Below are 25,114 nucleotides of genomic sequence, written 5' to 3'. Positions count from 1 at the left end.
CGCGGCCTCGCGCTGGAGCTCATCGGGGCACGGTCGCGCCCCGATCGGGACCGCCTCACGAGTCACCTCGCGCGTCGCCTCACCTGTCGGTCACGCCCCGGTCAGCCACGCCCGATACGCGTCGAAGGCGAACGGCCGGCCGAGGAAGGCGTCCACGAGATCGCCGGCGTCGCGGCTGCCGCCGGGTTCGAGGATCTCGCGGCGATACCGCGTCGCGGCCTCCGGGTCCATGAGGTCGCCGCCGAAGCCCGACAGCAGGTCGCGGGCGATCACGAGGCTCCACTGATACGTGTAGTAGCAGGCGCCGTAGCCGGTGAGGTGACCGAACCCGGCGTACGGGTGCAGCCCGGGCAGCGGCCGCACGGGCGACGTCACGCGGTACCAGTGCTCGGTCGCCGCCTGCAGATCGGCCGGCCGGTCGACGTGCAGGTGATACGACACGTTCGCGTGCCCGAGCTGGCGACGCACCTCCAGCGCACGTCCGAATCGGTCGGCGACGGCCATCTTCTCCACGAGATCGGCGGGGATCGGCTCGCCGTCGGGACCGGCGGTGAAGGTCGCCAGCACCTCGGCATCCCACGCCCACTCCTCGAGCAGCTGGCTCGGCGCCTCGACGAAGTCCCACTCGGTCGCGACGCCGGAGAAGCGGGCGAAGCGCTGCCGGCCGCCGAGGATGTCGTGCACGAGGTGGCCGAACTCGTGGAAGAACGTCGTGACCTCGTCGTGGGTCATGAGCCCGCGGGAGAAGTTGCACAGCAGGGCCGCTTCGGGGACGACCCGACCGGTGATCCCCGGGGCGATGCCGAAGCAGGCGGCGTGGTTGTACTTGCCCTCGCGCGGGTGCAGGTCGAGGTGGATGCGGCCGAGCACCTCTCCCTGCCGGACCACGTCGTACGAGTGCACGTCGGCGTGCCAGGTGGGGACGTCGACGGGCACGTACTCGACGTCGAGCAGCCGGCCGGTGGTGGCGAGCACCCCGGGCAGCACCCGATCGAAGGTGAAGTACGAGCGGACCAGCTGCGCGTCGACGTCGTGACGCTCACGGCGGAGTGCGCCGAGCAGGTAGAAGAGGTCGGCGACGGTGACCTCGGATGCCTCGGGCTCGTCTTCGCGCAGACGCGCGAGCAGCACGGGATACTCCGCGTCGGCCGCGGCGGCGGACACCTCGTCGAGGCGCGCCAGGAACTCGGCGATCCTCGCGCCGCCGCCGGTGGCGCCGGCCCCGCGCCCGATCATGCGCGTCTCGGTCTCGTAGTCGGCCCACGAGCCGTAGCCGAGGAGCGTCGCGAGCTCCTGGCGCAGGGCGAGCAGTTCGGCGAGCACGGCGTCGTTCTCGGGCCAGGCCAGGTCGTTGTACGCCGCGACGATGGCGGTGCGGGTCGCCCGGTCGGTGGCGTATTCCCGCACCGGCATGAGGTCGGGATAGTCGGTCGTGAGGACGACGAGGCCGTCGTCGCCGGGCGGGTGCTCGTCGATGAAGTCCTGCGGAAGCCCGGCGAGCGCCTCCGGCGCCACCCGGATCTCGCGCCTGCTCTCGCGCAGGTTGCGCGAGAACTCCAGGCTCAGCTCGGTCTCGCGCTCGGTGAGCGCCCGGACCCGCGCGCGCTCCGCCTCCGGCAGGTCGACGCCGCCACGACGGAAGTCGCGCAGCACCTCGTCGAGCAGGCGCCGCTGTTCGTCGTCGAGGGGTCCGCGGCCCTCGTCGGTGTCGACCGCGGCGAACGGTGCGAACAGCGCCGGGTCGAGCAGTCGCCCGGACGCGAGGGTCTCGAGCTGCTGCACGCGCTCCTCGGCGGCGCCCCGCACCGAGGCGTCCGGGTGCGCCTCGCTCAGCAGATAAACCTCGCTCGTCGCCTGGCGGAGTGCCAGGTCGGCGTCGTTCCAGAGATCGAGGCGTGCCGCAGCATCCAGCCCGTCCTCGTCCGCGCGGCCGAGGCGCGCGTCGACGTCGGCGACCCGCGAGATCGCCGCCTCCGGCCGTTCGGCGACGAACGCGCGCCACCCGTCGAGGTCGGTCGGATAGACGATCGGAGCGGGAGCAGTCATACCGGCGAGCCTACGCGGCGGGGTGGGCACGGCCGGGTGGGCACGGCCGGGTGGGCACGAGGCGCGGGGGCGTCGGGAAGCGCCCCCGCGCCTCGTGGTCAGTGGGTCACCGCGACCGAGAGGGGCGCGCTGACGGTGACGCCGGCGGCATTTCGGAACTCGACCGTGTAGACGTTCGTCCCCTTCGGCTTGCCGGAGACCTGCAACATCGCGCGCTGCGCGTTCGGCGTTGCCGCCGTCAGGCTGCCCGACGACACCTCGACTCCGTTCTCGAGGAACCGGGACGACGTGGCGTTCGTGCCCCACCACAGGTCGGCGGCGACGGTGTACCGTCCGTCGCCGTCCCAGTTGTCCGCCGACAGCACCGCCCTCGCCGGCGAGGCATCCGTCACGCGCACCGTCAGTGGTGCGGTCGCCGTCTTTTCAGCGCAGCCCGCGGGCCGGTCAGCGCAACGCGCCGACCGAGGCGAGCGCCTGACGCACGAGGGTCGAGCGGCCGCCCTCCATCTCGGCGGCGAGCGAGTCCGAGGATGCCTCTTCGGGAGTCATCCAGGTCACTTCGAGGGCGTCCTGACGCGGCTCGCACGTGCCGGTGACGGGCACGACGAAGGCGAGCGACACCGCGTGTTGGCGGTCGTCGTGGAAGGCGCTCAGCCCCGGCATCGGGAAGTACTCGGCCACCGTGAACGGCACCGGCTGCGGCGGGAGGAGCGGGAACGCCATCGGCCCGAGGTCGTTCTCGAGATGGCGGAACAGCGCGTCGCGCACGGTCTCGCCGTAGCGCACCCGGCCGGAGACGATCGAGCGGGTGATCTCGCCGAGCGGCGTCGCGCGCAGCAGCACGCCGACCTGGGTGACCTGGCCCATGCCGTCGGTGCGGACGGGGATCGCCTCGACGTAGAGGATCGGGAGCCGCCGGCGCGCCTCGGCCAGTTCGACGTCGGTCAGCCAGCCGGGGTTGGCGGCGTTGCCCGGAGCGGGCGAGCCGAACGAGCCGTCGCCGAGAGGATGCCCCGGAGAGCCCGCGCCCAGACCCCCGGCAGCGCCGCCGCCGAGTCCGCGCAGCGGATCGCGGGGGTTCCCGTCGTCGTCGCGCTCGTCGGGATCGGGGTCGGGGGTGCGGACGGCCATGCCTCCTGTATACCCCGAAGCTCGCCCGGAACGGGGCATCCGTGCGCGACGTCGTACCCGGCTGTCAAGATGTGGGCATGACCGATGCACCGCGTGAGACCGGCCCGGGCGCCGACCTGCCGCAGCTCGACGACGATGCCGTGCTGTGGTCGGCGCCGCCCGAGGAGCGCGCCGGGCGACCGCTGCTCGTGCTGCTGCACGGCTACGGCTCGAACGAGAACGACCTCTTCGCGCTCGCGCCGTACCTGCCGCCCGCGTTCGTGATCGCCGCCGTGCGCGCCCCGCTCTCCCCGCCGTTCCCGACGCCCGGCTGGTCGTGGTTCCCGATCGAGGGACTGCACGCTTCGGACGCCACCGCGGCCACGGCGGCGGCCAAGGCATTCGCCGCGTGGCTGCGCGGGGCGACGGATGCCACGACGCCGGTGGGTCTCCTCGGATTCTCGCAGGGCTCGGTCATCGCCCTGCAGGCGCTGCGGCTCGATCCGAGCCGCTTCGCGTTCGTCGTCAACCTCGCCGGCTTCGTCGCCGACGGCGACCTGCCGACCGACGGCGAGCTGGCCGAGCTCCGCCCGCCGGTCTTCTGGGGGCGTGGGGCCCGTGACGAGGTGATCCCCGCGGCGCGCGTCGCGCACACGATCGACTGGCTGCCGCGGCACGTCGAACTGAGCGGGCGCGTCTACCCCGGCCTCACGCACAGCGTGTCGGAGGAGGAGCTCGCCGACGTCGTCGCCTTTCTCGGCAAGCAGCTCGACGCCCTTCCGGCGCGGGAGTGAGGGCCCACACGGGCCGGGGTGCCGACGGGCCTGACTGTCGCTTCGGCGAGGCATCCGTTAGAATCGATGCGTTCCCCGTCCCGAGTGTGAGGAAGACCGTTGAAGGGTTTCGACGCCGCGCTGTGATCTCGCGCTGAGCCGTCGACCCTCCGTCTCCTGACGATCGCCTCCTGCGGCGATGCCCCACCCGTTCCCGGGCCGAGTATCCGCGGAGCCTTTCCGGGCCGCCCCGATCGGGGCCACGAGAGAGTCACCCCGACCGGGGCCGTCGACGCGCCGCGCATCCATCCCCGCGTCGGCCGTCGACTCTCTCGCATGCCCGCGCGCTCACGCGCCGGAGGTGTAGCGAAGGAGGGAGGATGCGCCGGCGCCTCGCCACCACCGGAGGACTCATGCCCACCCCCATCCCATCCCCCGCGGTCGTGCTCGACCGCCTCACCTTCACCTGGCCCGACGGCACACCCGCCCTCACCGAGGTGTCCGGCGCCTTCGGCGCGGGCCGCACCGGTCTCATCGGCCGGAACGGCTCGGGCAAATCGACGCTGCTCTCGCTCATCGCCGGGGCGCACGCCCCGGCATCCGGCTCGCTCACCGTCGGCGGCGAGGTCGACCTGCTGCCGCAGCAGCTCACCCTGCAAACCGATCGACGCGTCGCCGACGTGCTCGGCGTCGGCCGCGCCCTCGACGCGGTGCGCGCCATCGCGGCGGGCGACGTCGACCCGCGCCAGTTCGACGCCGTCGGCGACGATTGGGACGTCGAGGCGCGCGCGGGCGCCGCGCTCGCCGACACGGGGCTGCCCGACGGAGCCCTCGACCGGCGCGTCGGCGAGCTCTCCGGCGGCGAGGCGGTGCTCGTCGCGCTCGTCGGCGTGCGACTGCGCGCCCGGCCGATCGCGCTACTCGACGAGCCGACGAACAACCTCGACCGAGCCGCGCGGGCTCGCGTCTACGACATGGTGCGGCGCTGGCGGGGCGCGCTGATCGTGGTCAGCCACGACCTCGCCCTGCTCGAGCTGATGGACGAGACCGCCGAGCTCTACGGCGGCGCCCTGACGACGTTCGGCGGGCCCTACTCGCAGTGGCGGGCCGCGATGGATGCCGAACAGGCCACGGCCCGTCAGGCCGAGACCGCCGCCCGCCAGGCGGTGCGGCGCGAGAAGCGCGACCGCATCCACCAGGAGCAGGTGCTCGCGACGCGGGCCGCCATCGGGCGCAAGGCCGCCATGGAGAAGCGCGTGCCCGGCATCGTCGCGAACGCGCGCAAGCGTGCGGCGCAGGAGTCGGCGGGACGTCTGCGCATCGAGGCATCCGGCAAGGAGGCCGAGGCGCGGGCCGCGCTCGACCTCGCCGGACGCCGCGTGCGCGACGACGACGCGGTGCGCATCGACCTGCCCGACCCGGGGGTCGGTTCGGGCCGGCGGCTCGCGACGCTCGGCAGCGAGGGACGGTCCTGGGTACTGCAGGGACCGGAGCGGGTCGCCCTCGTCGGCCCGAACGGCGCGGGCAAGACGACGCTGCTGCGGCGGCTCGTCGCGGCGGCGGGGGGCGTGCCGGCGGGCGTCCCGGCGCGAGGTGAGTCGGCGGGCGGCGTGACGATTGCAGGAGAAGAGCCCGGCATCGACGGCGGCGGCCCCGGAATCCCGCAGGAGGCGCGCCCGGACGACGCAGAAATCCTGCAATCGTCACACGCGGAGTTGCACACCGACCGGATCGGGTACCTGTCGCAGCGGGTCGACGGCCTCGACGATGCCGCCTCTCCCCTCGAGAATCTGCGCCGCGCGGCGCCGGGCGTCGGCGACGTCGAGTTGCGCAACCGGCTGGCGCGGTTCCTGCTGCGCGGCGACACGGTGCTGCGCCCCGTCGCGGCGCTGTCCGGCGGGGAGAGGTTCCGGCTGGCGCTCGCGTGCCTGCTGATGGCCGATCCGCCCCCGCAGCTGCTGGTGCTCGACGAGCCGACCAACAACCTCGACATCGACACCGTCGACCAGCTCGTCGGGGCGCTCAGCGCGTACCGGGGCGGCGTGCTCGTCGTCAGCCACGACGACGCTTTCCTGCGGCGGCTCGCGCCGAGTCTCGTGCTCGAGCTGGACCACGGCGTGCTGCGGGAGGCGACCGTGGGGTGACGACAGGCGAGGGTGCCGGGGCGCGGCGTACCGTTTGCAGGATCGTTGAGCCAGAAGCGGCCGCGGCCGCGGCGAGAACCGCGTAATTCCGCGGGTACCCGGCCGCCGCGGCCCGATCGATCCTGCAAACGGTGCAGCCGATGCGACCGCCGGGCGGCGGGCGGGACCCGAGGCCGAGAGCAGGACCGGGCCCGATGTCGGCGGGGCAGGCGAAGATGGAGAGATGAGCGATGTGCTCGAGCGGTTCAGTCCTGCGACGCAGGACTGGTTCCGTGGCGCCTTCGCACAGCCCACCAACGCGCAGGCGGGCGCGTGGGAGGCGATCTCGCACGGGCGCCACGCGCTCGTGGTCGCGCCCACCGGCTCCGGCAAGACGCTGTCGGCCTTCCTCTGGGCGATCGACCGGGTGTTCCGGGAGAAGCCGGTCGTGGCGACGGCACCCCCACCGCACCCCGACGACAAACCGGGCAAGCGCACCCGAGGCCGCGCGAAGGACCGCGACGCCCGACGCACGAGCATCCTCTACGTCTCGCCGCTGAAGGCGCTCGGCGTCGACGTGGAGCGGAACCTCCGCTCGCCGCTCGTCGGCATCGGCCAGTCGGCCCGGCGGCTCGGCATCGCGGTGCCCGACGTGACGGTCGGGGTCCGTTCGGGCGACACCCCCTCCGCCGACCGGCGCAAACTCGTCGCCGAACCGCCCGACATCCTCATCACGACGCCCGAGTCGCTCTACCTGATGCTCACGAGCCAGGCATCCGAGACCCTCCGCGGGGTGCACACCGTCATCGTCGACGAGGTGCACGCGGTGGCCGCGACCAAGCGTGGTGCGCACCTGGCGGTCAGCCTCGAGCGCCTCGACGCTCTGCTCGAGACGCCCGCGCAGCGGATCGGCCTGTCGGCGACGGTGCGGCCGATCGACGAGGTCGCGCGCTTCCTCGGCGGGGCGGCTCCCGTGGAGATCGTCGCTCCCCGCGCGACGAAGGCGTTCGACCTCAAGGTCGTCGTGCCGATGGACGACATGCTCAACCCGCCGCCTCCCCCGGCGCGCGAGGACGAGACCGCGACGGATGCCCCGGACGAGGGCGACGCCGCATCGCCGCCCGGCGGCACCACGCTGCCCGATGACGACGGCGACTGGTTCTCGGCGCCGTCGCAGCCCTCCGAGGTGACCGGCTCGGTGTGGCCGCACGTCGAGGAGGCGATCGTCGACCGCGTGCTCGCGCATCGCTCGACGATCGTGTTCGCGAACTCACGTCGCCTCGCCGAGCGGCTGACGGGCCGGCTCAACGAGATCTACCTCGAGCGCCTCGCCGGAGAGCCCGGAGCGGCAGCCGCGGCGGCCCCGGGGGCCACCCCGAAGCCCACGCAGAAGCCCCCGGCGGCGATGATGGCGCAGGCCGGCGCGTCGGCGGGGGCGGAGCCCGTGCTGGCGAAGGCGCACCACGGATCGGTGTCCAAGGAGCAGCGCGCGCAGGTCGAGGACGAGCTGAAGAGCGGCATCCTGCGCTGCGTCGTCGCGACGAGCTCGCTCGAGCTCGGCATCGACATGGGCGCCGTCGACCTCGTCATCCAGGTCGAGGCTCCCCCGTCGGCGGCGTCCGGTCTGCAGCGTGTGGGCCGGGCGGGGCACCAGGTCGGCGAGATCAGCCGCGCGGCGCTGTTCCCGAAGCACCGCGGCGACGTGCTGCACACGGCGGTCGTCACCGAGCGGATGCTCGCGGGCCAGATCGAGGCCATCGCGGTGCCGGCGAACCCGCTCGACATCCTCGCCCAGCAGACCATCGCGGCCTGCGCGACCGGGGCGATCGACGTCGAGGAGTGGTTCGAGACGGTGCGGCGTTCGGCGCCGTTCCGCACGCTGCCGCGCTCGGCGTACGAGGCGACGCTCGATCTGCTCGCCGGCAAGTATCCTTCCGACGAGTTCGCCGAGCTGCGACCGCGCCTCGTCTGGGATCGCGACCACGGCACCCTCACCGGCCGCCCGGGGGCACAGCGGGTCGCCGTCACGAGCGGCGGGACGATCCCCGACCGCGGCCTGTTCGGGGTGTTCGTCGCCGGCGAGACCCGCAATGCCCGCGTCGGCGAGCTCGACGAGGAGATGGTCTACGAGTCGCGCGTGAACGACGTGTTCACCCTCGGGACGACGAGTTGGCGGATCGTCGAGATCACACACGACCGTGTCAACGTACTGCCCGCGTTCGGACAGCCCGGCAAGCTGCCGTTCTGGCACGGCGACGGGCTCGGGCGGCCGGCCGAGCTCGGCGAGGCGCTCGGCAAGTTCTCGCGCGAGATCGCGGGCGCAGCCGGCGAGAAGGCGACCGCCCGACTGCGCGAGTCGGGCCTCGACGACAACGCGATCAGCAATCTGCTCGCCTACCTGTCGGAGCAGAAGGAGGCGACCGGCACGCTGCCGACCGACCGCACTCTCACGGTGGAACGCTCGCGCGACGAGGTCGGCGACTGGCGGATCATCCTGCATTCCCCGTACGGCATGCACGTGCACGGACCCTGGGCGCTCGCGGTGAACGCGCGCATCCGTGAACGGCTCGGGGTCGAGGGCTCGGCGGTGGCGAGCGACGACGGCATCATCGTGCGGGTGCCCGACGCGGAGAGCGAGCCGCCGGGCGCGGAGCTGTTCGTCTTCGAGCCCGACGAGCTCGAGCAGATCGTCACCGACGAGGTCGGCGGGTCGGCCCTGTTCGCCTCCCGGTTCCGCGAGTGCGCGGCGCGCGCTCTGCTGCTGCCGCGCCTCAATCCGAACAAGCGCTCCCCGCTCTGGCAGCAGCGCCAGAAGTCGGCGCAGCTGCTCGAGGTCGCGAAGAACCATCCGACGTTCCCGATCATCCTCGAGACGCTCCGCGAGGTGCTGCAGGATGTCTACGACCTGCCGTCTCTGCTGCGCATCGCGCGGTCGATCGGCGACCGGCGCATACGCCTCGTCGAGACGACGACGAGCCAGCCGTCGCCGTTCGCGCGCGATCTGCTCTTCGGATATGTCGGCGCGTTCATGTACGAAGGCGACTCGCCGCTCGCGGAGCGGCGCGCGGCGGCGCTCTCGGTCGATCCGGCGCTACTGTCCGAGCTCCTCGGCAAGGTCGAGATGCGCGAGCTGCTCGACCCGGGCGTCATCGCCCAGTTCGAGGCCGAGGCGCAGCGGCTCGCGCCCGATCGCCGCGTGCGCGGCGTCGAAGGTGTCGCCGATCTGCTGCGCCTGCTCGGCCCGCTCAGCGCCGACGAGGTGGCGCTGCGCCTGCAGGGCGAGGCGGCCTCCGAGGTCGACGCGCCCGCCCCGACACCGGTGGCGGCCGGATTCCTCGACGAGCTCGTCACGGCGCGGCGGGCGATCCCGGTCACGATCGCGGGCCACGCGAGGGTGGCTCAGATCGAGGATGCCGGGCGCCTCCGCGACGCGTTGGGGATCGCGCTGCCCGTCGGCATCCCGAATGCCTTCCTCGAGCCGATCGCCGACCCGCTCGGCGAACTCGTGGCGCGGTTCGCCCGCACGCACGGGCCGTTCCGCACCGCCGACGTGGCGACGCGCTTCGGCATCGGAGCCGCCGTCGCCCGGCAGGCGCTGCAGCGGCTCGAGTCGCAGGGCCGCGTCGCGAGCGGGTTCTTCCTGCCCGGCCCGGCGGCGCCCGGCCCCCCATCTCCCGGCGCGACCGAGACGCCCGGAACTCCGACGGATGACCTGGAGTGGTGCGACGCCGAGGTGCTGCGGCGACTGCGGCTGCGCTCGCTCGCGGCCATCCGCGGCACGGTCGAACCGGTCTCGCCCGAGGCGTTCGCGCGCTTCCTCCCCTCCTGGCAGCACGTCGCCGGATCGTCGGGCGGTCGACCCCTCGAGGGCATCGACGGCGTGCTCGCCGCGATCGAGCAGCTCGCGGGCGCGCCCCTGCCGGCGAGCGCCTGGGAGTCGCTCATCCTGCCGTCGCGGGTGTCCGACTACAGCCCCACGATGCTCGACGAGCTGACCGCGACCGGCGAGGTCGTCTGGTCGGGGCACGGTTCGCTCCCCGGCCGCGACGGCTGGATCGCCCTGCATCCCGCCGACACGGTCGGCCTCACGCTCACCCTCCCCGACGATCCCGAGCCGCCGACCGGTCTCGAGCAGCGCGTGCTCGACCAGCTCACCTCCGGGGGCGCCTACTTCGCGGCGCAGCTGGCCGCCGCGGCAGGCGCGGAGAACGAGCAGTCGGTCGTGGATGCCCTGTGGAACCTCACCTGGACGGGGCGTGTCACCAACGACACGTTCGCGCCCGTGCGCGCGCTCCTCGGCGGCGGCTCGCAGGCGCACCGCACGGTGCGGCGCACCCCGCGCGCGCGGATGTTCCGCGGCATGCCGCTGCCCGCCCGCACTGGCGGGTCGGCCCCGCCGCAGCGGCCGCCGCTGATCGGTGGACGATGGTCGATCCTGCCCGAGCCGAGCGGTGACGGGGCGCTCCGCGCGACGGCGTCGGCGGGCCTCCTGCTCGACCGCTACGGCGTGGTCACCCGCGGCAGCGTGCAGGCAGAGGGGATGCCCGGCGGTTTCGCCCAGGCGTATCGGATCCTCGCCGGCTTCGAAGACTCCGGCCACACCCGCCGCGGGTACTTCATCGAGCAGCTGGGCGCGGCGCAGTTCGCCGCGTCGGCCACCGTCGACCGGCTGCGCGAGTTCGCGGCGCTCCCCGACCCGGCACCGCTCGGCGCGCTAACCCTCGCCGCGACCGACCCCGCCAACCCGTACGGCGCGGCTCTCGCCTGGCCCGCGCTCGAGGGCGTCGCGCATCGCCCCGGGCGCAAGGCGGGCGGTCTCGTGACCCTGGTCGACGGGGCGCTCGTGCTCTACCTCGAGCGGGGCGGCCGCTCGGCGCTCGCTTTCAGCGATGACGAGGAGGTGCTGGCCGCCGCGGCACGGAGCCTCGTCGAGACGTCGCGCGCCCGGCGACTGGACACGCTGACCGTCGAGCAGGTCTCGGGGGTGTTCGTCTACGGCACGGCGGTCGGCCGCGCGCTGCTGGCCGCCGGCTTCGTCGAGTCGAGCCGTGGCCTCACCCTGCGGCGGCAGCGATGACCCCCGCCCAGATCGGGTGGTGAGCCGTGCCTGAGGGCGATACCGTCTTCCGCACCGCCCGCCGACTGCACGAGGCGCTCGCGGGGCACGAGGTGACCCGGTTCGACCTGCGGGTGCCCGCGCACGCGAACGCCGACCTCACCGGCGAGACGGTGCACGGGGTCGTGCCGCGGGGGAAGCATCTGCTGATGCGGATCGGCGAGTACACACTCCATTCGCACCTCAAGATGGAAGGCCGCTGGCTCGTCTTCAGGCCCGGCGAGCGCTGGCGCTCCCCCGCGTTCCAGGCGCGCGCGATCGTCGGCACCGTGCGGGCGACGGCGGTCGGCTTCGAGATCGCGATGGTCGATCTCGTCCGCACCGCCGACGAGGCCGAGCTCGTCGGGCATCTGGGTCCCGACCTTCTCGGCCCCGACTGGGACCCCGTCGAGGCCGGGCGGCGCGTGGCATCCGACCCCCGCCCGGTGCACGTGGCGATCCTCGATCAGCGGAACCTCGCCGGGCTCGGCAACGAGTATGCGAACGAGCTCCTGTTCGTCCGCGGCATCCTCCCCATGCGCCCGGCGAACGAGCTGGATGCCTCGGCCGCCGCCGGCCTCGTCGACACGGCCGCCCGCATGATCCGCGCCAACCGCGACCGGTCGGGGCGCACCTTCACCGGCGACACCCGCCCCGGGCAGCAGACCTGGGTGTACCGCCGCGAGCGGAAGCCGTGCCGCCGGTGCGGCACCCCGATCCGCCGCACCGAGTTCGGCGCCACCGACACGAGCGAGCGGATCGTGTTCTGGTGCCCGGTCTGCCAGACCTGACCGGCCGCCGCCGCCGCCGCATCGACGAGCGTCTGCCAGCGTCGTTCGAGGGCATCGAGGGCGTCCTCCTCGCCGGCGTCGTGCTGCCGTTCGCCGCATCACTCGCGACCCGCGATATCCGCGACTTCGCGGGCCTCGGGCTGAGCGTCATCGACCCGTGGTCGCTGCCGCCCGGATCGGAGTAGCCCCGGTCAGTGCCCGAGGTACCGCCCGGGCCGGTGGTTGAGGGCGAGCACGAGGTTCAGCAGCACGGCGCCGACCGCGCTCATCACGACGTTCTGCCACGGCACGACCAGCAGGGCGCTCAGGATGATCACGAGGTCGAAGATCATCATCGTCCAGCCCGCACGAAAGCCGGTGCGGTCCTGCACCTCGAGCCCGATGATGTTGATGCCGCCGACGCTCGAGCGGTGCCGGAACAGGATCAGCACACCGACGCCGGCGAGCAGGTTGCCAGCGAGCGTGCCGTACCAGGGCTCGATCTGCACGATCGGGAACAGGGCGGCGTGCACGGGCGCCCACGCCGAGACGAGCACGATCGAGATGACCGTGCGGATCGTGAAGCTCCACCCGCGCCGCCACACCGCGAGCAGCGCGAACGGCACGTTGATGAGGGTGAACAGGGCCCAGAACGGCCAGCCGGTCGCATAGCCGAGCAGGAGCGACAGACCCGCCGTACCGCCCGTGACCGCGTGCGCGGCGTGCAGCAGGTGCAGGCCGAGGGATGCCAGGAACGTGCCCGTCGCGATGCCGAGCACGTCCTCGGCCACCGAGTGCGCGTGTGCGCGGTCGTCGAAGACGAGCGAGGGGGCGGTGTCGGGATCGGGTCGGGGCGCGTCGGTCACGGCATCCATCATCGCAACCCCGCGCGCCCCGCCTCGCCGCGTCTCTCCCCGGGAATGATCCGGGCCCGGGTGCCGTTGCAGTGGACAGGAGGATCTCTGTGGGCAAGAACTACGTCGACATCGAAGACGATCAGGGCCGGACGCTCCGTTACCGCAAGCACGTCAACGGACGCGGCCTCATCGCCGATGGTGCCAAGGTGCACGCGAGCGCGCTCGTCGAAGCGGGCGCGTACATCGAACCGGGCGCCCAGATCGCTGCGGGCGCGCACATCGGCCGCGGCGTGTGGGTCGAGCCCGACGCCGTCATCGGCCAGAACGCCGAAATCGCCCCGCACGCGCACATCGGCTCGGGCGCCGCGATCGGATCGGGCGCGAAGATCGGCGTGCGCGCCGTCGTCGGCGCGGGCGCCCGCGTCGCGGGCGGGTCGCTCATCGGCGACGACTCCCAGATCGCCGACGGCGAGAAGGTCGCCACTGACCAGCGGGGGCTGCGCCTGGCGGCCTGAGCGGGCGACAGCTCGTCGACCCCGAGCCGCTGCCCGGGGCGCCGGGGTCGCGGTTACGCTTTCCCCATGGCAGCATCCGGCGCGCGCAGTGGCCGCAGCGGCACGTCCCCGCGGCGCGGCAGCGGCGGGGCCAAACCCCGACCGGCCGCCGGCAAAGCCTCGAGCGGCAAAGCCTCGAGCGGTAAGGCCTCGAGCGGCAAAGGCTCAGGCGCGCGCGCGAGCGGAGATCGGGGCGCCACGCGCAAGAACTCCCCCGGCTCCGGCTCCACACCGACGGCCCGCACACCCGCACCCACCGGCCCGTTCCGCCTCGGTGCGATCGAGGGCGCCACACCGGGCAGGTGGATCGACGTGTGGAAGGAACGGATGCCTGGCATCCCCCTCGAGCTCGTCCCGCTGGAGATCTCGGATCAGCGCCGGGCGGTCACCGAGGCATCCGTCGACGCGGCGCTCGTGCGCCTGCCGATCGACCGCACGGGGCTGCAGGCGATCACGCTCTATGAGGAGACTCCCGTCGTCGTCTGCGCCGCCGACGCGCACCTGACCGCCGCCGGCGAGCTCACCCTCGCCGACCTCGCCGGCGAGGTCGTCATCGTGCCGCAGAATCCGCCGGTCACGGTCGTCGTCGACGGGGCGGTGCCGCCGACCTTCGACGCCCCGGCGACGGTCGCCGAGGCGATCGCGATCGCTGCCACCGGCGTCGGCGTCGTCATCGTGCCGATGTCGCTCGCGCGCCTGCACCACCGCAAAGACGCCGCGTACCGCCCGCTCGTCGACGGCCCCCTCTCACCTGTCGCGCTCGTCTGGCCCGACGGCGAGACGCCGCCCCTCGTCGACACGTTCATCGGCATCGTGCGCGGACGCACCGCCAACTCGTCGCGCTGAGAACGGTCGCGCCGCCGCGCATCCGGACCCGCCAACGACGACCTCCCGCCCCGCGGGCGCGCGGGAGGGGCCGGCGACTCCCCAGCCCACCGGCCCCTGACGGGTGCGAAATCCCCCCGGCTGCACCTGCCACGCGAAACGACCGAGTCGCCGCCCCCAGCGGCGCTTTCGAGGTCACTGAGACGTCCGAAGCGGTCCTTTCAGAGGTGAAGAGGGCGGGGCGGACGGCCTGATACATCCGGGTGAGAAATTCTTCAGAATCCGTTTCCGTGGCACAGGAAGGGCGCTCGGATGCCGGTGCGCTCCGCCGCGGCGGCGAGCGCGGCCGCCGGCGCCTCGCCCCGCGCGAGCCCCGTGTGCAGCGCCCCCAGGAGGTCGCACGCGTCGTCGTCGGCGACGACGACGGGCGCCGCGATGACCGCCTGCGCCCCGGCGTGCAGCCACGCCCGAGTCATCCCCACCGCCTCCTCACCCCACCGCACGGCGGAGCGGCCGGCCTCGCACGCCGACAGCACGACCACCTCGGGAACGCGCGCCATCCGGTCGATGTCGTACCCGAAGAGGGCGCCGTCGTGAAGCTGCAGGCCCGAGAAGAGCGGGTTGTCGAGCGCATGCCGCCCGTGCGCGCTGACGTGCAGCACCCGCGCCGCGCCGGCGCTCTCCGTGGCCGCGGCGACCGTCGCCGTCTCGCCCGAGACGACCTCCGCGCGGGACCAGGCCGCGGCTCCCGCGGTGGCCTCTTCGAGACCGCGCGCGACGCGCGGGCCGACGACGAACGCCGCGCCGCCGCGCGGGGGCAGGTCGGCCACCGCCGCCGCACGCCCGTGCACCCAGCGCGATGCCGACGCCGCGACGGTGGCCGCCCGGCCGCGCACACCGGGAAGCATCGTCCACGGCAGTCCCGCGAGCACCCCGGGCGCGGTGATGACGAGGCGCCGCGCATCGAGGTGACGGAGCGGCCCGTCGACGATCACCGTCGACAGCCGTTCGAGACGGGCCTCGAGCGAGCGGCGCACGACCTCCGCCATCGGGCCCGACCGCACCGCCGCGCTCATGTCGAGGTCGGAGCGGAGGGCCGGCAGATCGGTGCGCGCCTCGTTCCAGCCGCGCAGCGGAACGACCTCGGCGCCCGCGGCGGTGACGACGACGCACGACAGCCCCTCGGGGCTGAACACGTAGGACAGGAGCGCCGTGTCGGCGGTCAGGGCGTCCGCCGCCTCGGCGAGGCCGACGGGCCGCTCGATGTCGGCGGCGCCCGTCGTGGTCCACTGCCGGCGGCGGAGCCGCTCGCCGAGTTCGACCGCCCGCGGGTCGTCGGACCACTCCCCGCTCCCGGCATCGGCGCGCAGCATGCGCAGCTCGCCGAGCTCGGCCGCCTGCGCGGGGTCGGCAGGCGGCCGCAGCGGCACGACCTGCAGGCTCAAGTGCCGCGCACGCTCCGACCACTCGAACAGCACATCGGGTCGCCCCGACCGCACCGCCGCGCCGAGCCCGGTGAGCATGAGCGTGTTGTCGTGCATCGCGAGCGAGGTCTGCAGGTCGAGGCTGCCGAACGACGAGCGCCACGCCGTGAGCTCGTCGAGCCCCTGCGCCGCGTGCCGCCGCGCCTGCGCATCGGCGCCCGACCGCGCCGCCCGCTCCGCCCGCACCTCGAAGGCCAGCATGCGGACCTCGAGGGGCGCGGTGGGCGCGACCCGTGGCGCCCTGCCGGCCTGCACGCCGTGCCGGGCGCGCCACAGCTCCCGGGTGAGACGCAGCGCCGTGGCATCCGAGGCGAACCCCGCCCGATCGAGGGCCGCGGCGACCGCGGTGACCTCCGCGTCTTCGATGCTGGTCTCACCGATCACACGCCCGCGCCGGTCGATCGCGCCCGCCGACAGTCGGGCACGGGCACGGATGCCTCGCGCCCGGTCGCCCCACGAGGTCGCCCCGAGGGCGTCGAAGTGGCGCGCCGCCGAGGCGGCGACCTTCGCGGCCTCCGCCGGTTCGTGGCGCAGGAGCGACCACGCGAGGTGCAGCTCAGCTTCGGCGCGCGCCTGCGGCATGCCGTTCGCCCGGAACGCGCGCGCGGCGCCGCGCAGCAGCCGTTCCGCCTCGGTGACGAGCCCCGCGTCGCGGAGGGCCTCGGCCATGTCGACGTCGCAGATCGCGGCGTTCGCCTCGGATGCCGCGGCGACGACGGGGCGGGCCGCGCCCATCTCGCGGAGGGCCCGCACGAGATCGCCGGCGAGGAGCGCCGTGTAGCCGAGGTTGTGGCGCGCCTCGGCGACGTCGACGTCGGTGCCGAGCGCCTCGAACACCGCGATCGCCGCCTCGACGTCCGCCGCCGCGGCGACGAGATCGCGGCGCTGCATGCCGACGAGGCTGCGGTTCATGCGCAGATTGGCCACGGCCAGCGGATCGCCCGGGATCGTCTCGATCGCCCGGCCGAGCCAGGTGTCCGCCTCCTCGAGCCGGCCGCGGTGCAGGAGGATCGTGCCGAGCTGGCCTTCGACGACGCCGCGCGTGTGCTCGCTCATCCGTGATCCGCCGGCGAGCGTGGCGCGGCAGAGCTCCTCGGCATCTCCGGGGCGCCCCAGCTGGTCGAGCACGTAGGCGCGGGTGCCGGCGATGCGCGCGCGAAGGTCGTCGCCCCCGCCGTCGGATGCCTCCCGCGCCGCCTGCTCGTCGAGCGCCGCGTCGGCTTCGTCGAGCGCCGCCTCGGCCTCGCGGTACCGACGCTCGTTGGCGAGGGCGCGCGCCGCGTCGTAACGGGCGGTGGGATCGACGGGCACGCACCCAGCATGCCGTGTCGGGCGCCCGACGCGCGATCTCCGGGCTCAGGCGAGGGTCTGCAGCACCTCCGTCGCCGCCGTGCCGGCCGCCGCCACGGCCTCCGCCGCCGCGTCGGCACCGGGCTCGGCGGACGGCGCGAGCCGGGCGGCCACGAGTCCGGCGACCAGCGGCGCGGCGAACGAGGTGCCGCTCCACACGGCGAAGCCGCCGCGGTAGTCCTCGGGCCCGATCGTCAGGCGGCGCCGGTCGTAGCGGTCGTTCCGCGCGGTGGCCTGCAGGCCGCCGCTGAAGTCGGGCAGGGTGCTGAGCACCGCGGCACCGACGGCGTACGTGCGCACCCACGGCCCGACGTTCGAGAAGAGCGCCGTCGTCCGGGCATCCGGATTCAGCGCGCCCACCGACAGGTGCGGGGCGAGGTCGTCGGGGGTCAGGCCGTTGTCCGCGCCGGGCCACGGCCAGAGCGACGCCGGAAAGGTCGGCCGGTCGGTGGCGTCGTTGCCCGCCGAGACGACGACCGTCGTGCCGAGCCCGCGCAGCACCGCGAGCAGGTCGTAGAGGTCCTTCGTGTAGAGACCGTCTTCGGGCGTCTCGTGGTAGTAGCCGAGCGAGAGGTTGACGACGTCGATCGGGCGTCCGCCGTCCTTCCCGTCGCGGTATCGCTGCACGAGCGCGCCGAGGTCTTCGACCACCCGCAGCAGATTCGACTCCTCGACCATTCCGAGCGCGTCGGCGACCCGCACGGCCAGCAGATCGGCGTCCGGCGCCAGCTGCCGCACGATGCCGGCGATGAACGTGCCGTGCCCGGCGACGTCGTCGAGCTCGCCGTCGAGCGGCCCGTACAGGTCGGGATAGACCTCCGGGTTCCTCTCGTCGTGGAGGCCCACCGGCACGCCGTCGAGCCGCACGTCTCGATCGACGACGGCGTCCGGCAGCCAGGTGTGCGCGCCGATGCCGGTGTCGAGCACCGCGACCACCGCGCGCCGCCGCCCCTTGCCCGGCTCGGTGCGCCGCGGCTCGGGGCCGACCCAGGCGACCGGCTGCCGGCCGCCCGACCCGCGGTCGCCGTACTCGCCCACCGGGTTGGTCTTGGTGAACGGGTTCGTCTTCGTGAACGGGTCGGTCTTCGTGAAGGGGTTGGTCTTCGTGAACGGGTTGGTCTTGGTGAACGGATTGACCCCGATCGGATCGATCGTGAGGATGTGGTCGAGCCCGATCCGGTCGACGCCGGCGGCGCGCAGGCTCTCGGCGGCATCGACCGTGCCGTCTGCACGTCTGACGAGCTCGCGGCCGCGCAGCACACCGCGCCGCACCTGCTGCAGCACGCGCCACGCGTCCGGCAGCGCCGGCGAGACGGTGTCGTCGCGCTCGGGTGTCGTCAGGCGCACGAGCGTGATGATCGGAGCCCCCGGCAGGCGCCGTTCCGGAGATTCGCCGTCGCCGAGCTCGCTGTGGTCGAGCCGCTCCCGCACGATCCCCCAGCCGAACACGGCCGCGGCGGCGCGCACCCGATCCAGGTTGCGCTCCGGGAGGCCCGCTCCCCCGTCGGACACGATCAGCCGGTCGGGCACGTACGCCGTGGGGAACGCCTCCACCCCGTCGAGGGGCTCCGCGCCCGGGTCGAGGATCGTCGCCCGGACGACCGAACCGCGCGCACGGTCGCGCCACGACCATCCCTTGGGCTGCGCGGTGGGGTCGAGATCGTCGGTGGCCATGCGTGCTCCTCGGTGGATGCCTGTGGTGCGGGTCGGTGGTCAGATCTCGAAGCGCGGGGTGAGCAGCTCGGTCGAGCCGCCGTCGACGGGCGGCGCGGCGAGCAGCACACGCAGCCGTGCGATGCCGGGGGCGAGGTCGTCGAACGAGAACCGTCCGCCGTCGGCGGTGGCCTCGCGCACGTCGCCCTCCTGCAGGAGGCGCACCTCGGCGGCCTCACCGTCGACCCAGCCGTCGAGGCGCCGGGTGCCCTGCTCGGCGGGGGTGATGTGCACGAGCACGCTCGTCTGCCCGTCGCTGAACTGCATCGTGAGCATGTCGGCGTCGCCGCGCACCGCCGAGGTCGCGTCGCTCTCGACGAGGGTGAGCAGTGCGTACTCGCGGCCGAGATCGGCGCTCGCCACGGCGGCCACCATGTCGTCGACGAACCCGGCCGGCACCGGGTCGACGTGCTGCCAGGTGCGCCGCAGCGCGGCGAGCAGCGCCGCGTCGTCGGCCGTGGCATCCACCGGATCGGAATCGCCGGGCACGCGCGGATCGGGGTGAGGGCGCTCAGAGGTCATGGGTGTCCCCTCTCCATCCATCCGCCGCGAGGGCGGCGCGGAGCTTGCCGAGGCAGCGTCCGCGGGTCGGGCCGATCGAGCCGATCGGCATCTGCAGGTCACGGGCGATGTGCGCATAATCGGGGCGGTCGTCGAAGGCGACGATGCGCAGCAGCCGGCGGCACCGGGCATCCAGCGACTCGACCGCCGACCACAGCCGCCGGTCGCGCTCGCTCTGGTGCACGCGCTGCTCGGCGGACGCGTCGGCCTCGAGCATCGGTTCGAGATGGACGGTGTCGGTCGGGCGCACGCGCTGCTGCGCGCGGCCGGCGCGCCACGCCTCGCGGCGGGCGCACATGGTGAGCCACCCGCCGATCGCGTGCGGATCGTGGATCGACTCGTGCCGGCGGACGAGGGTCAGCCACGTCGCCTGCACGACGTCTTCGGCGAGCATGCGATCGAGCCCGTATGCGCGCACGACGTGCCAGAGCACCGGGGTCATCACCTGCACGAGCTCGTCCATCGCGCGCGGGTCGCCGCGCCGCCACCGCGCGAAGCTCACCGCGGCGCGGTCCCAGATCGAGGGCGCGCCGGCCTCCCCGCGGGCGTCTCGCTGCGCGCCGTCGTCCGCGCCCTGCGAGGCCCGTGGATCGGTGGCGGTCATAGCGCCCATTCTGGCCATACCTGAAGGAGGAGGCGAGCGCCCCCGTGATACATGACGGGCGCCTTCTCTCTCCGATTCCCGGACGCCCTCGCTCTAGACTCGTCGTCATGGCCCCGCTCGTCTATCTGTGCGCCCGTCCGCAGGAGGGCGCGGCCGCCGCGGAGTGCGCCTCGTTCCGCACCGCGATGCACCTCGACGAGCAGGGTCTCGAGCGGTGGGATCTCGTGCGCGAGCCGCTGCCGGCCGATTTCGCGACCCGCTGGCGCGGTGCCGTGGTGGGCGGCAGCCCGTTCAACGTGAGCGACCCCGAGTCGAGCAAGACCGACGCGCAGCGCGCGCTCGAGGACGGCCTCGCACGTCTCGCGCTCGCCGCGGCCGCAGGCGAGACGGCGGCGCTGTTCACCTGTTACGGCATCGGCGTCGCGACCCGCGCCCTCGGCGGCGAGGTGACCCGCGCGTACCCGGAGGACACCGGCCCCACGGCGATCACCCTCACCGACGACGGGCGCCGCGACCGACTGTTCGGCGCGCTCGCGACGACCTTCTCCGCTTTGACGGCGCACAAGGAGGGCACCGGCGTGCTCCCCGCGGGTGCGGTGCTGCTGGCCGAGAACGAGGGATGCCCCGTGCAGGCCTACCGCGTCGGCGACACCCTGTACGCCACCCAGTTCCACCCGGAGCCGACCGGCCGCGCCTTCACCGAGCGGATGGCCGTGTACCGCGACGACGGATACTTCGACCGCGGCGACTACGACGCGATCGCCGCGCGCGTGCTCGCGGCCTCGCTCAGCGAGCCGCCGCGGATCCTCCGGGCCTTCGCCGAGACGTTCTGACCCGCTCAGCGCACCGCGACGGGGCTCCGCTGCGGCAGCCGCACGAGCGGTGCGGCGACGATGACCACGGCGACGATGAACGCCGTCACGGCGACGCCGACGGTGTGCGGCTGACCGGTGAGCCGGGCGACGCCGATCCAGACGAGCCCCCACGCCATCGCGAGGGCGGGGGCGGTCCGCGTCACGATGCCCGCTCCGCGGGTGCCGAGGGCGATGCCCAGCCCGACGAGCGCGACCACGATGAGCACGATCACGCCCCACACGACCTGCGTGCGGGCGTCGAGGTCCGGCACGACGTCGGCGGCGAGCCAGGCGGTGACGTTCGCGACCGTCGCGAGCGACACCCAGCCGAGGTGCATGCCGACGGTGACGTCCATCAGGATGCGATCGCCCCAGCCCTCGGCGGGCACGAGCACGAGCAGCCGATAGGTGGCGGCGAGCGCCACGAGCAGGATGACGATGGCGACGACGGTGGCGAACAGGTTCAGGAACTGCGCTGTGAGCAGCCACAGGCCGTTGAGCACCGCCGTGAGGGCGATCCACCACCCGGCGCGGCGCTGGCGCTGCCGCGCGCGCTGTCCGGGGAGCGCCTGCCACACCGCGTACGCGATCATCAGCAGGTAGATCACCGACCAGATCGAGAACGCCTGACGGCCCGGCGCGAGCACCGTGGCATCCGCGTCGAGCGCCCCGCCCTGCAGATCGCGCACATTGGTGCCGCCGAACAGCCCGACGCCGACCATCGCCGCGATGATCATGAACACCACCGCCGAGATGACGACGATCTGGCGGGCGAGGTCTGATCCTGAGCGGGCCGCGGCGTTCATGCCCTCAACGGTATGCGCCGGGGCCGTCTCGCGGCAGACCCTTGACAGTCCCGGGCGTGCGCGTCACTCGGCCTGGACGTACTCCGCGTACCCCCGCGACATCGGCGGGGTGAGGCGCGGTCCGATGACGGCGACGGAGTCGGGCGAGAGCGTCACCGGGCCCTCCTCGACCGGTGCCCCGTCGTGCGCGGTCGTGGTCGCCAGCCAGATCTCCTGGTCGTCGCCGACCTCGACCGCCCAGTCGGTCTCCGAGAGGTTGACGTACACCGCCGCCGCGCCGCGGTGGAGCACCCAGCGCCCCGGCGCGACGTGTTCGCCGGTGTGGCCCGCGCGGTCCGGATCGGTGAGCTCGGGGCGCTCTCGGCGGAGCCGCGCGAGCATGCGGTAGCCCTGCAGCAGCCGGCGGTGGTCGCCGCCGGTCGCCTCGGCCCAGTCGAGCTTCGAGCGCTCGAACGTCGCCGGGTCGTTCGGGTCGGGCACGAGCGACTCATCCCAGCCCATCGCGGCGAACTCGGCTGTGCGCCCCTTGCGGGTGGCTTCGGCGAGCTCGGGCTCGGGGTGCGAGGTGAAGAACTGCCACGGGGTCGAGGCGCCCCACTCCTCGCCCATGAACAGCATCGGCGTGCCCGGCGCCGTCATCGTCAGCACCGCGGCGATCTGCAGCCGCGCGAACGAGAGGCGCTGGCTGAGCCGGTCGCCGGCGGCGCGGTTGCCGATCTGGTCGTGGTCCTGCGCGAACTCGACGAACCGCGTCGAGGGCACCTCGGGCGGCACCGGCGCCCCCCAGTTCTTGCCGCGGAACGACGAGTAGGTGCCGTCGTGGTAGAAACCGCCCGCCCACGTCTTCGGCAGCGCCTGCGGGTCGGCGAAGTCGGCGTAGTACCCGGCGGTCTCGCCGGTGAGCGCGACGTGCACGGCGTGATGCCAGTCGTCGACCCACTGCGCGCTGAGGCCGTATCCGCCGGCGCTGCGCGGCAGGATCATGACCGGGTCGTTGAGGTCGCTCTCGGCGATGAGGCTGAGCGGTCGCCCGAGCTCGGCGCTGAGCGCATCGGAGCGCTCGGCGATCTCCTGCAGGAGGTGCGTGGGGCTCCCCGCCGACTCGTGCAGGGCGTGCACGGCGTCGAGCCGCAGACCGTCGACGTGGTAGTCGCGCAGCCACATCAGGGCGTTGTCCGTGATGTAGTCGCGCACGGCCCGCTCGTCGAGGTTGACGCTCGCGCCCCACGTGGTGTTCTGCCCGTCGCGCAGGTACGGACCGTACTCGGGTAGGTAGTTGCCGGAGGGTCCGAGGTGGTTGTACACGACGTCCTGGATCACGGCGATGCCGGCCGCGTGCGCGGCATCCACGAAGCGCCGGTAGGCCTCCGGCCCGCCGTAGTCCTCCTGCACGGTGTACCAGAGCACGCCGTCGTAGCCCCAGTTGTGCGTACCGTTGAAGCCGTTGACGGGGAGGAGCTCCACGTGGGTCACCCCGAGCTCGACGAGGTGCGGCAGCTTGCCGATCGCGGCGTCGAGCGTGCCCTCGGGGGTGAACGTGCCGAGGTGCAGCTCGTAGATCAGAGCGGATGCCAGGTCGCGCCCGGTCCACTCGCCGTCGGTCCAGGCGAACGACGTGCCGTCGTCCCAGGCCGAGAGCTCGTGCACGCCGCGGGGCTGGCGCCGCGAGCGCGGATCGGGCCGGGCCGCCTCCGCGTCCCCCAGCACGAAGCCGTACTCGTCGCCGCCTTCGAGAGTCACGTCGACGCTCCACCACCCGGCATCCCCCGCCGTCAGCTCGACGTCGTCGTGCCCCGGCCGCCGCAGTCGCACTCGCGCCGCGCGCGGCGCCCACACCTCGATACCCATGTGTCCATCCTGCCCGGGCGAGCCGTGCCGCGCGCGGGTCGGGTGCGTGCCGGTCAGCTCTCCCCGCGGAACGGACCGCCGGATGCCTCGAACTCCGCCGCCGCCGCGGCGCGCAGGTCGGGGTCGGCGACGTAGTCCACGGCGGTCGCGGCGAGCGCGGCAGCCGCATCGACGAGGGCGTCGAGCGCCGGCGGCAGCACCGTCAGATCGGCGAAGTCGGCGTTGTGCGGGAACACGTCGTCGGGACCGCCGAGCCCGATCGAGGGATGGATCGACGGGACGACGCGACTGACGTTGCCCATGTCGGTCGAGGGTCCGCCCTGCGGCACCACGGCCGGGGGCGGCGGGGGAGGATGTGCTGGCGCAGCTGCGCGACGCCCTGATACCCCGTGACGACCCCGTCGAGGGCGTTCCGGCCGAGCCACGGCGCCCCCGCGGCGTGCGCGGCGCGGCCGTGGTAGGTCACCGCGACGCGGCGCACCCCGGTCGTGCGCTGGCCGAGCACCGGCGTGGTGCCTGCTCCCGAGCTCGGATGCACCATGCCCGCGGCATCCACGTCGTCGAACCCGCCGGCGCGGATGATCAGCTCTTTGCCACCGCCGTTCTCTTCGGCGGGCGTGCCGATCAGCGACAGCCGGCCGCCGAGCCGTGCGACGATCGGCGCGGCCGCGAGGAAGGCGCCCACCGCCACTCCGGCGATGATGTTGTGCCCGCACGCGTGGCCGATGCCGGGCAGCGCGTCGTACTCCGCGATGATCGCGAAGTGCGGGGCGGATGCCTCCGGGTCGGATGCCTCGACGTCGGATGCCTCGACGTCGGATGTCTCCGCGGCCGGCGCCCCGCCGTCGGCGGCGGGGAACGTCGCGCGGAGCGCGGTCGGCAGCCCGAACACGCCGACCTCGACCTCGGCGCCGTGGCTCGTGAGCAGCGCCGCGAGGCGCGCGGCCGACGCGTGCTCGGCGAACCCGATCTCCGGCTCGTCGTAGAGCTCGCGCGCGAGGCGGGCGAGCTCGGGGCGCAGGGTCGCCAGCGTCGCCGCGACCTCGGCGTCGACGCTCGCCGCTCCGGTCACAGCTCGACGAGCTCGCCGTCGGCGCGGCGGAGCGTGAGGCGATAGCCCGAGGCATCCGTCTGCTCGACGGCGGCGACGCCGTCGCCGAGGTCGAACGCGTCGAGCACGGCCCGAAGCGGCGCCGGGTCGGCCTCGGCGCGCACGAGGGAGACGAGCTCGATCGACGGGATGTCGCTCAGCCCCGGCTGCGGCGTCGCGCCCCAGTCGATGAGGAAGGGCACGTCGAGCCGCCGCGACTCGCCGCGCGTCAGACGCCATTCGAGCAGCGTGCCGTCGGGGGTGCGCCGCGACAGATCGCTGACGTCGCCGGGGTCGTATCCGCCCGCGCGCGCCGCGGCGACGGTGGCCTCGATGTCGGCGGGATGCACGGCGTACGCCTGCACGCTCGGGCTCTCGAGGGTCGCGATGCCGAAGGTCTCGGGCAGCTCCGGTTCGGGGCGGTCGGGGTTCGGGCCGATGAGCTCGATGTACTGCGGCCCCCGTTCGCCGTCGATCGTGAGGGCGACGAGAGCGTTGGCGGTGCCGGTCGGGTGCGCGCCACCGGGCGCCGCGACGACGCCGGTGCGCTCGGCGAACCAGTCGATCAGGGCGCCCAGGTCGGGGCCGGCGATCACGACGTGGTCGAGGAGGGTGGGGATGCTCACGGGATGCCTGTCTGCTGAAAGGTCG

Annotated in this window: 21 protein-coding genes; 8 read left to right on the top strand and 13 right to left on the bottom strand. The window is 73.8% G+C overall.

Annotation, left to right across the window (positions count from 1 at the left end; genetic code table 11):
* Positions 1-90: 90 nt before the first annotated feature.
* The 3 genes from FHX68_RS14120 to FHX68_RS14110 all read right to left on the bottom strand — a co-directional run bounded on the left by FHX68_RS14120 (position 91) and on the right by FHX68_RS14110 (position 3,177).
* Positions 91-2,046 (bottom strand): M3 family metallopeptidase, encoded by a 1,956-nt coding sequence (locus FHX68_RS14120; protein ID WP_141380090.1) that lies wholly within the window; start codon positions 2,044-2,046, stop codon positions 91-93.
* Between the two features lie 98 nt (positions 2,047-2,144).
* The gene (locus FHX68_RS14115; RefSeq protein WP_141380089.1) at positions 2,145-2,438 is read right to left on the bottom strand and encodes an early set domain-containing protein; all 294 of its coding nucleotides are present in this window, start codon (positions 2,436-2,438) and stop codon (positions 2,145-2,147) included.
* A 52-nt stretch (positions 2,439-2,490) separates the two neighbouring features.
* Entirely contained in the window at positions 2,491-3,177 is a 687-nt protein-coding gene (locus FHX68_RS14110; RefSeq protein WP_141380088.1) for an NUDIX hydrolase family protein, read from the bottom strand.
* Positions 3,178-3,254: 77 nt separating this feature from the next.
* Between FHX68_RS14110 and FHX68_RS14105 the strand changes: the two genes are divergently transcribed.
* The 5 genes from FHX68_RS14105 to FHX68_RS14085 all read left to right on the top strand — a co-directional run bounded on the left by FHX68_RS14105 (position 3,255) and on the right by FHX68_RS14085 (position 12,123).
* Positions 3,255-3,950 carry an alpha/beta hydrolase gene (locus tag FHX68_RS14105; protein WP_141380087.1) on the top strand — a complete coding sequence of 232 codons (696 nt, stop codon included), beginning with the start codon at positions 3,255-3,257 and terminating at the stop codon, positions 3,948-3,950.
* 392 nt (positions 3,951-4,342) lie between these two features.
* A complete protein-coding gene (locus tag FHX68_RS14100) occupies positions 4,343-6,073 on the top strand; it encodes an ABC-F family ATP-binding cassette domain-containing protein (protein ID WP_141380101.1) in 1,731 nt (576 codons plus the stop codon).
* Between the two features lie 223 nt (positions 6,074-6,296).
* Positions 6,297-11,129: an Lhr family ATP-dependent helicase gene (locus FHX68_RS14095; protein ID WP_141380086.1), complete on the top strand. Its 4,833-nt coding sequence runs from the start codon at positions 6,297-6,299 to the stop codon at positions 11,127-11,129.
* Between the two features lie 26 nt (positions 11,130-11,155).
* On the top strand, positions 11,156-11,938 hold the full coding sequence (locus tag FHX68_RS14090; protein WP_141380085.1) for a DNA-formamidopyrimidine glycosylase family protein: 783 nt from the start codon (positions 11,156-11,158) through the stop codon (positions 11,936-11,938).
* Positions 11,917-12,123, top strand: a complete 207-nt coding sequence (locus FHX68_RS14085) for a type II toxin-antitoxin system VapC family toxin (RefSeq protein ID WP_141380084.1) — start codon at positions 11,917-11,919, stop codon at positions 12,121-12,123. The genes FHX68_RS14090 and FHX68_RS14085 overlap by 22 nt, the downstream gene beginning before the upstream one ends.
* A gap of 6 nt (positions 12,124-12,129) precedes the next feature.
* Here the strand turns inward: FHX68_RS14085 and FHX68_RS14080 are convergent, their stop codons facing one another.
* Entirely contained in the window at positions 12,130-12,792 is a 663-nt protein-coding gene (locus tag FHX68_RS14080) for a YitT family protein (protein ID WP_141380083.1), read from the bottom strand.
* 89 nt (positions 12,793-12,881) lie between these two features.
* Here FHX68_RS14080 and FHX68_RS14075 point away from each other — a divergent pair, with 89 nt between their 5' ends.
* Both FHX68_RS14075 and FHX68_RS14070 read left to right on the top strand, forming a co-directional pair.
* Entirely contained in the window at positions 12,882-13,289 is a 408-nt protein-coding gene (locus tag FHX68_RS14075) for a transferase (RefSeq protein WP_141380082.1), read from the top strand.
* Positions 13,290-13,640: 351 nt separating this feature from the next.
* The gene (locus FHX68_RS14070; RefSeq protein WP_229661532.1) at positions 13,641-14,174 is read left to right on the top strand and encodes a LysR substrate-binding domain-containing protein; all 534 of its coding nucleotides are present in this window, start codon (positions 13,641-13,643) and stop codon (positions 14,172-14,174) included.
* A gap of 254 nt (positions 14,175-14,428) precedes the next feature.
* Here FHX68_RS14070 and FHX68_RS14065 read toward each other — a convergent pair whose 3' ends face one another.
* The 4 genes from FHX68_RS14065 to FHX68_RS14050 are packed head-to-tail and all read right to left on the bottom strand — an operon-like array spanning position 14,429 to position 19,865.
* Entirely contained in the window at positions 14,429-16,948 is a 2,520-nt protein-coding gene (locus tag FHX68_RS14065; protein WP_141380080.1) for a CHAT domain-containing protein, read from the bottom strand.
* Between the two features lie 45 nt (positions 16,949-16,993).
* Complete coding sequence (locus FHX68_RS14060) at positions 16,994-18,661, bottom strand: S8 family peptidase (RefSeq protein WP_141380079.1); 1,668 nt, start codon at positions 18,659-18,661, stop codon at positions 16,994-16,996.
* 39 nt (positions 18,662-18,700) lie between these two features.
* Complete coding sequence (locus tag FHX68_RS14055) at positions 18,701-19,222, bottom strand: hypothetical protein (RefSeq protein WP_229661525.1); 522 nt, start codon at positions 19,220-19,222, stop codon at positions 18,701-18,703.
* The gene (locus FHX68_RS14050; protein ID WP_141380078.1) at positions 19,212-19,865 is read right to left on the bottom strand and encodes an RNA polymerase sigma factor; all 654 of its coding nucleotides are present in this window, start codon (positions 19,863-19,865) and stop codon (positions 19,212-19,214) included. Before FHX68_RS14050 ends, FHX68_RS14055 begins: the two co-directional genes overlap by 11 nt.
* A gap of 107 nt (positions 19,866-19,972) precedes the next feature.
* Here FHX68_RS14050 and FHX68_RS14045 point away from each other — a divergent pair, with 107 nt between their 5' ends.
* Positions 19,973-20,698: a glutamine amidotransferase-related protein gene (locus tag FHX68_RS14045; RefSeq protein ID WP_141380077.1), complete on the top strand. Its 726-nt coding sequence runs from the start codon at positions 19,973-19,975 to the stop codon at positions 20,696-20,698.
* 5 nt (positions 20,699-20,703) lie between these two features.
* Here FHX68_RS14045 and FHX68_RS14040 read toward each other — a convergent pair whose 3' ends face one another.
* The 5 genes from FHX68_RS14040 to FHX68_RS14025 all read right to left on the bottom strand — a co-directional run bounded on the left by FHX68_RS14040 (position 20,704) and on the right by FHX68_RS14025 (position 25,089).
* Positions 20,704-21,525, bottom strand: coding sequence for a tryptophan-rich sensory protein (locus FHX68_RS14040; RefSeq protein WP_141380076.1), 822 nt, complete (start codon positions 21,523-21,525; stop codon positions 20,704-20,706).
* 63 nt (positions 21,526-21,588) lie between these two features.
* Positions 21,589-23,373, bottom strand: a complete 1,785-nt coding sequence (treZ, locus tag FHX68_RS14035; RefSeq protein WP_141380075.1) for a malto-oligosyltrehalose trehalohydrolase — start codon at positions 23,371-23,373, stop codon at positions 21,589-21,591.
* A gap of 53 nt (positions 23,374-23,426) precedes the next feature.
* Entirely contained in the window at positions 23,427-23,609 is a 183-nt protein-coding gene (locus FHX68_RS16040; RefSeq protein WP_229661526.1) for a hypothetical protein, read from the bottom strand.
* The gene (locus FHX68_RS14030; protein ID WP_229661527.1) at positions 23,576-24,445 is read right to left on the bottom strand and encodes a M20/M25/M40 family metallo-hydrolase; all 870 of its coding nucleotides are present in this window, start codon (positions 24,443-24,445) and stop codon (positions 23,576-23,578) included. The genes FHX68_RS16040 and FHX68_RS14030 overlap by 34 nt, the downstream gene beginning before the upstream one ends.
* The gene (locus tag FHX68_RS14025) at positions 24,442-25,089 is read right to left on the bottom strand and encodes a VOC family protein (protein ID WP_141380074.1); all 648 of its coding nucleotides are present in this window, start codon (positions 25,087-25,089) and stop codon (positions 24,442-24,444) included. The genes FHX68_RS14030 and FHX68_RS14025 overlap by 4 nt, the downstream gene beginning before the upstream one ends.
* Positions 25,090-25,114 lie beyond the last annotated feature (25 nt).

Source organism: Microbacterium lacticum, assembly GCF_006716815.1.
Lineage (GTDB): Bacteria > Actinomycetota > Actinomycetes > Actinomycetales > Microbacteriaceae > Microbacterium > Microbacterium lacticum.
The sequence above is the reverse complement of the archived record's forward strand: the minus strand, read 5'-3'. Positions and strand labels throughout refer to the sequence as shown.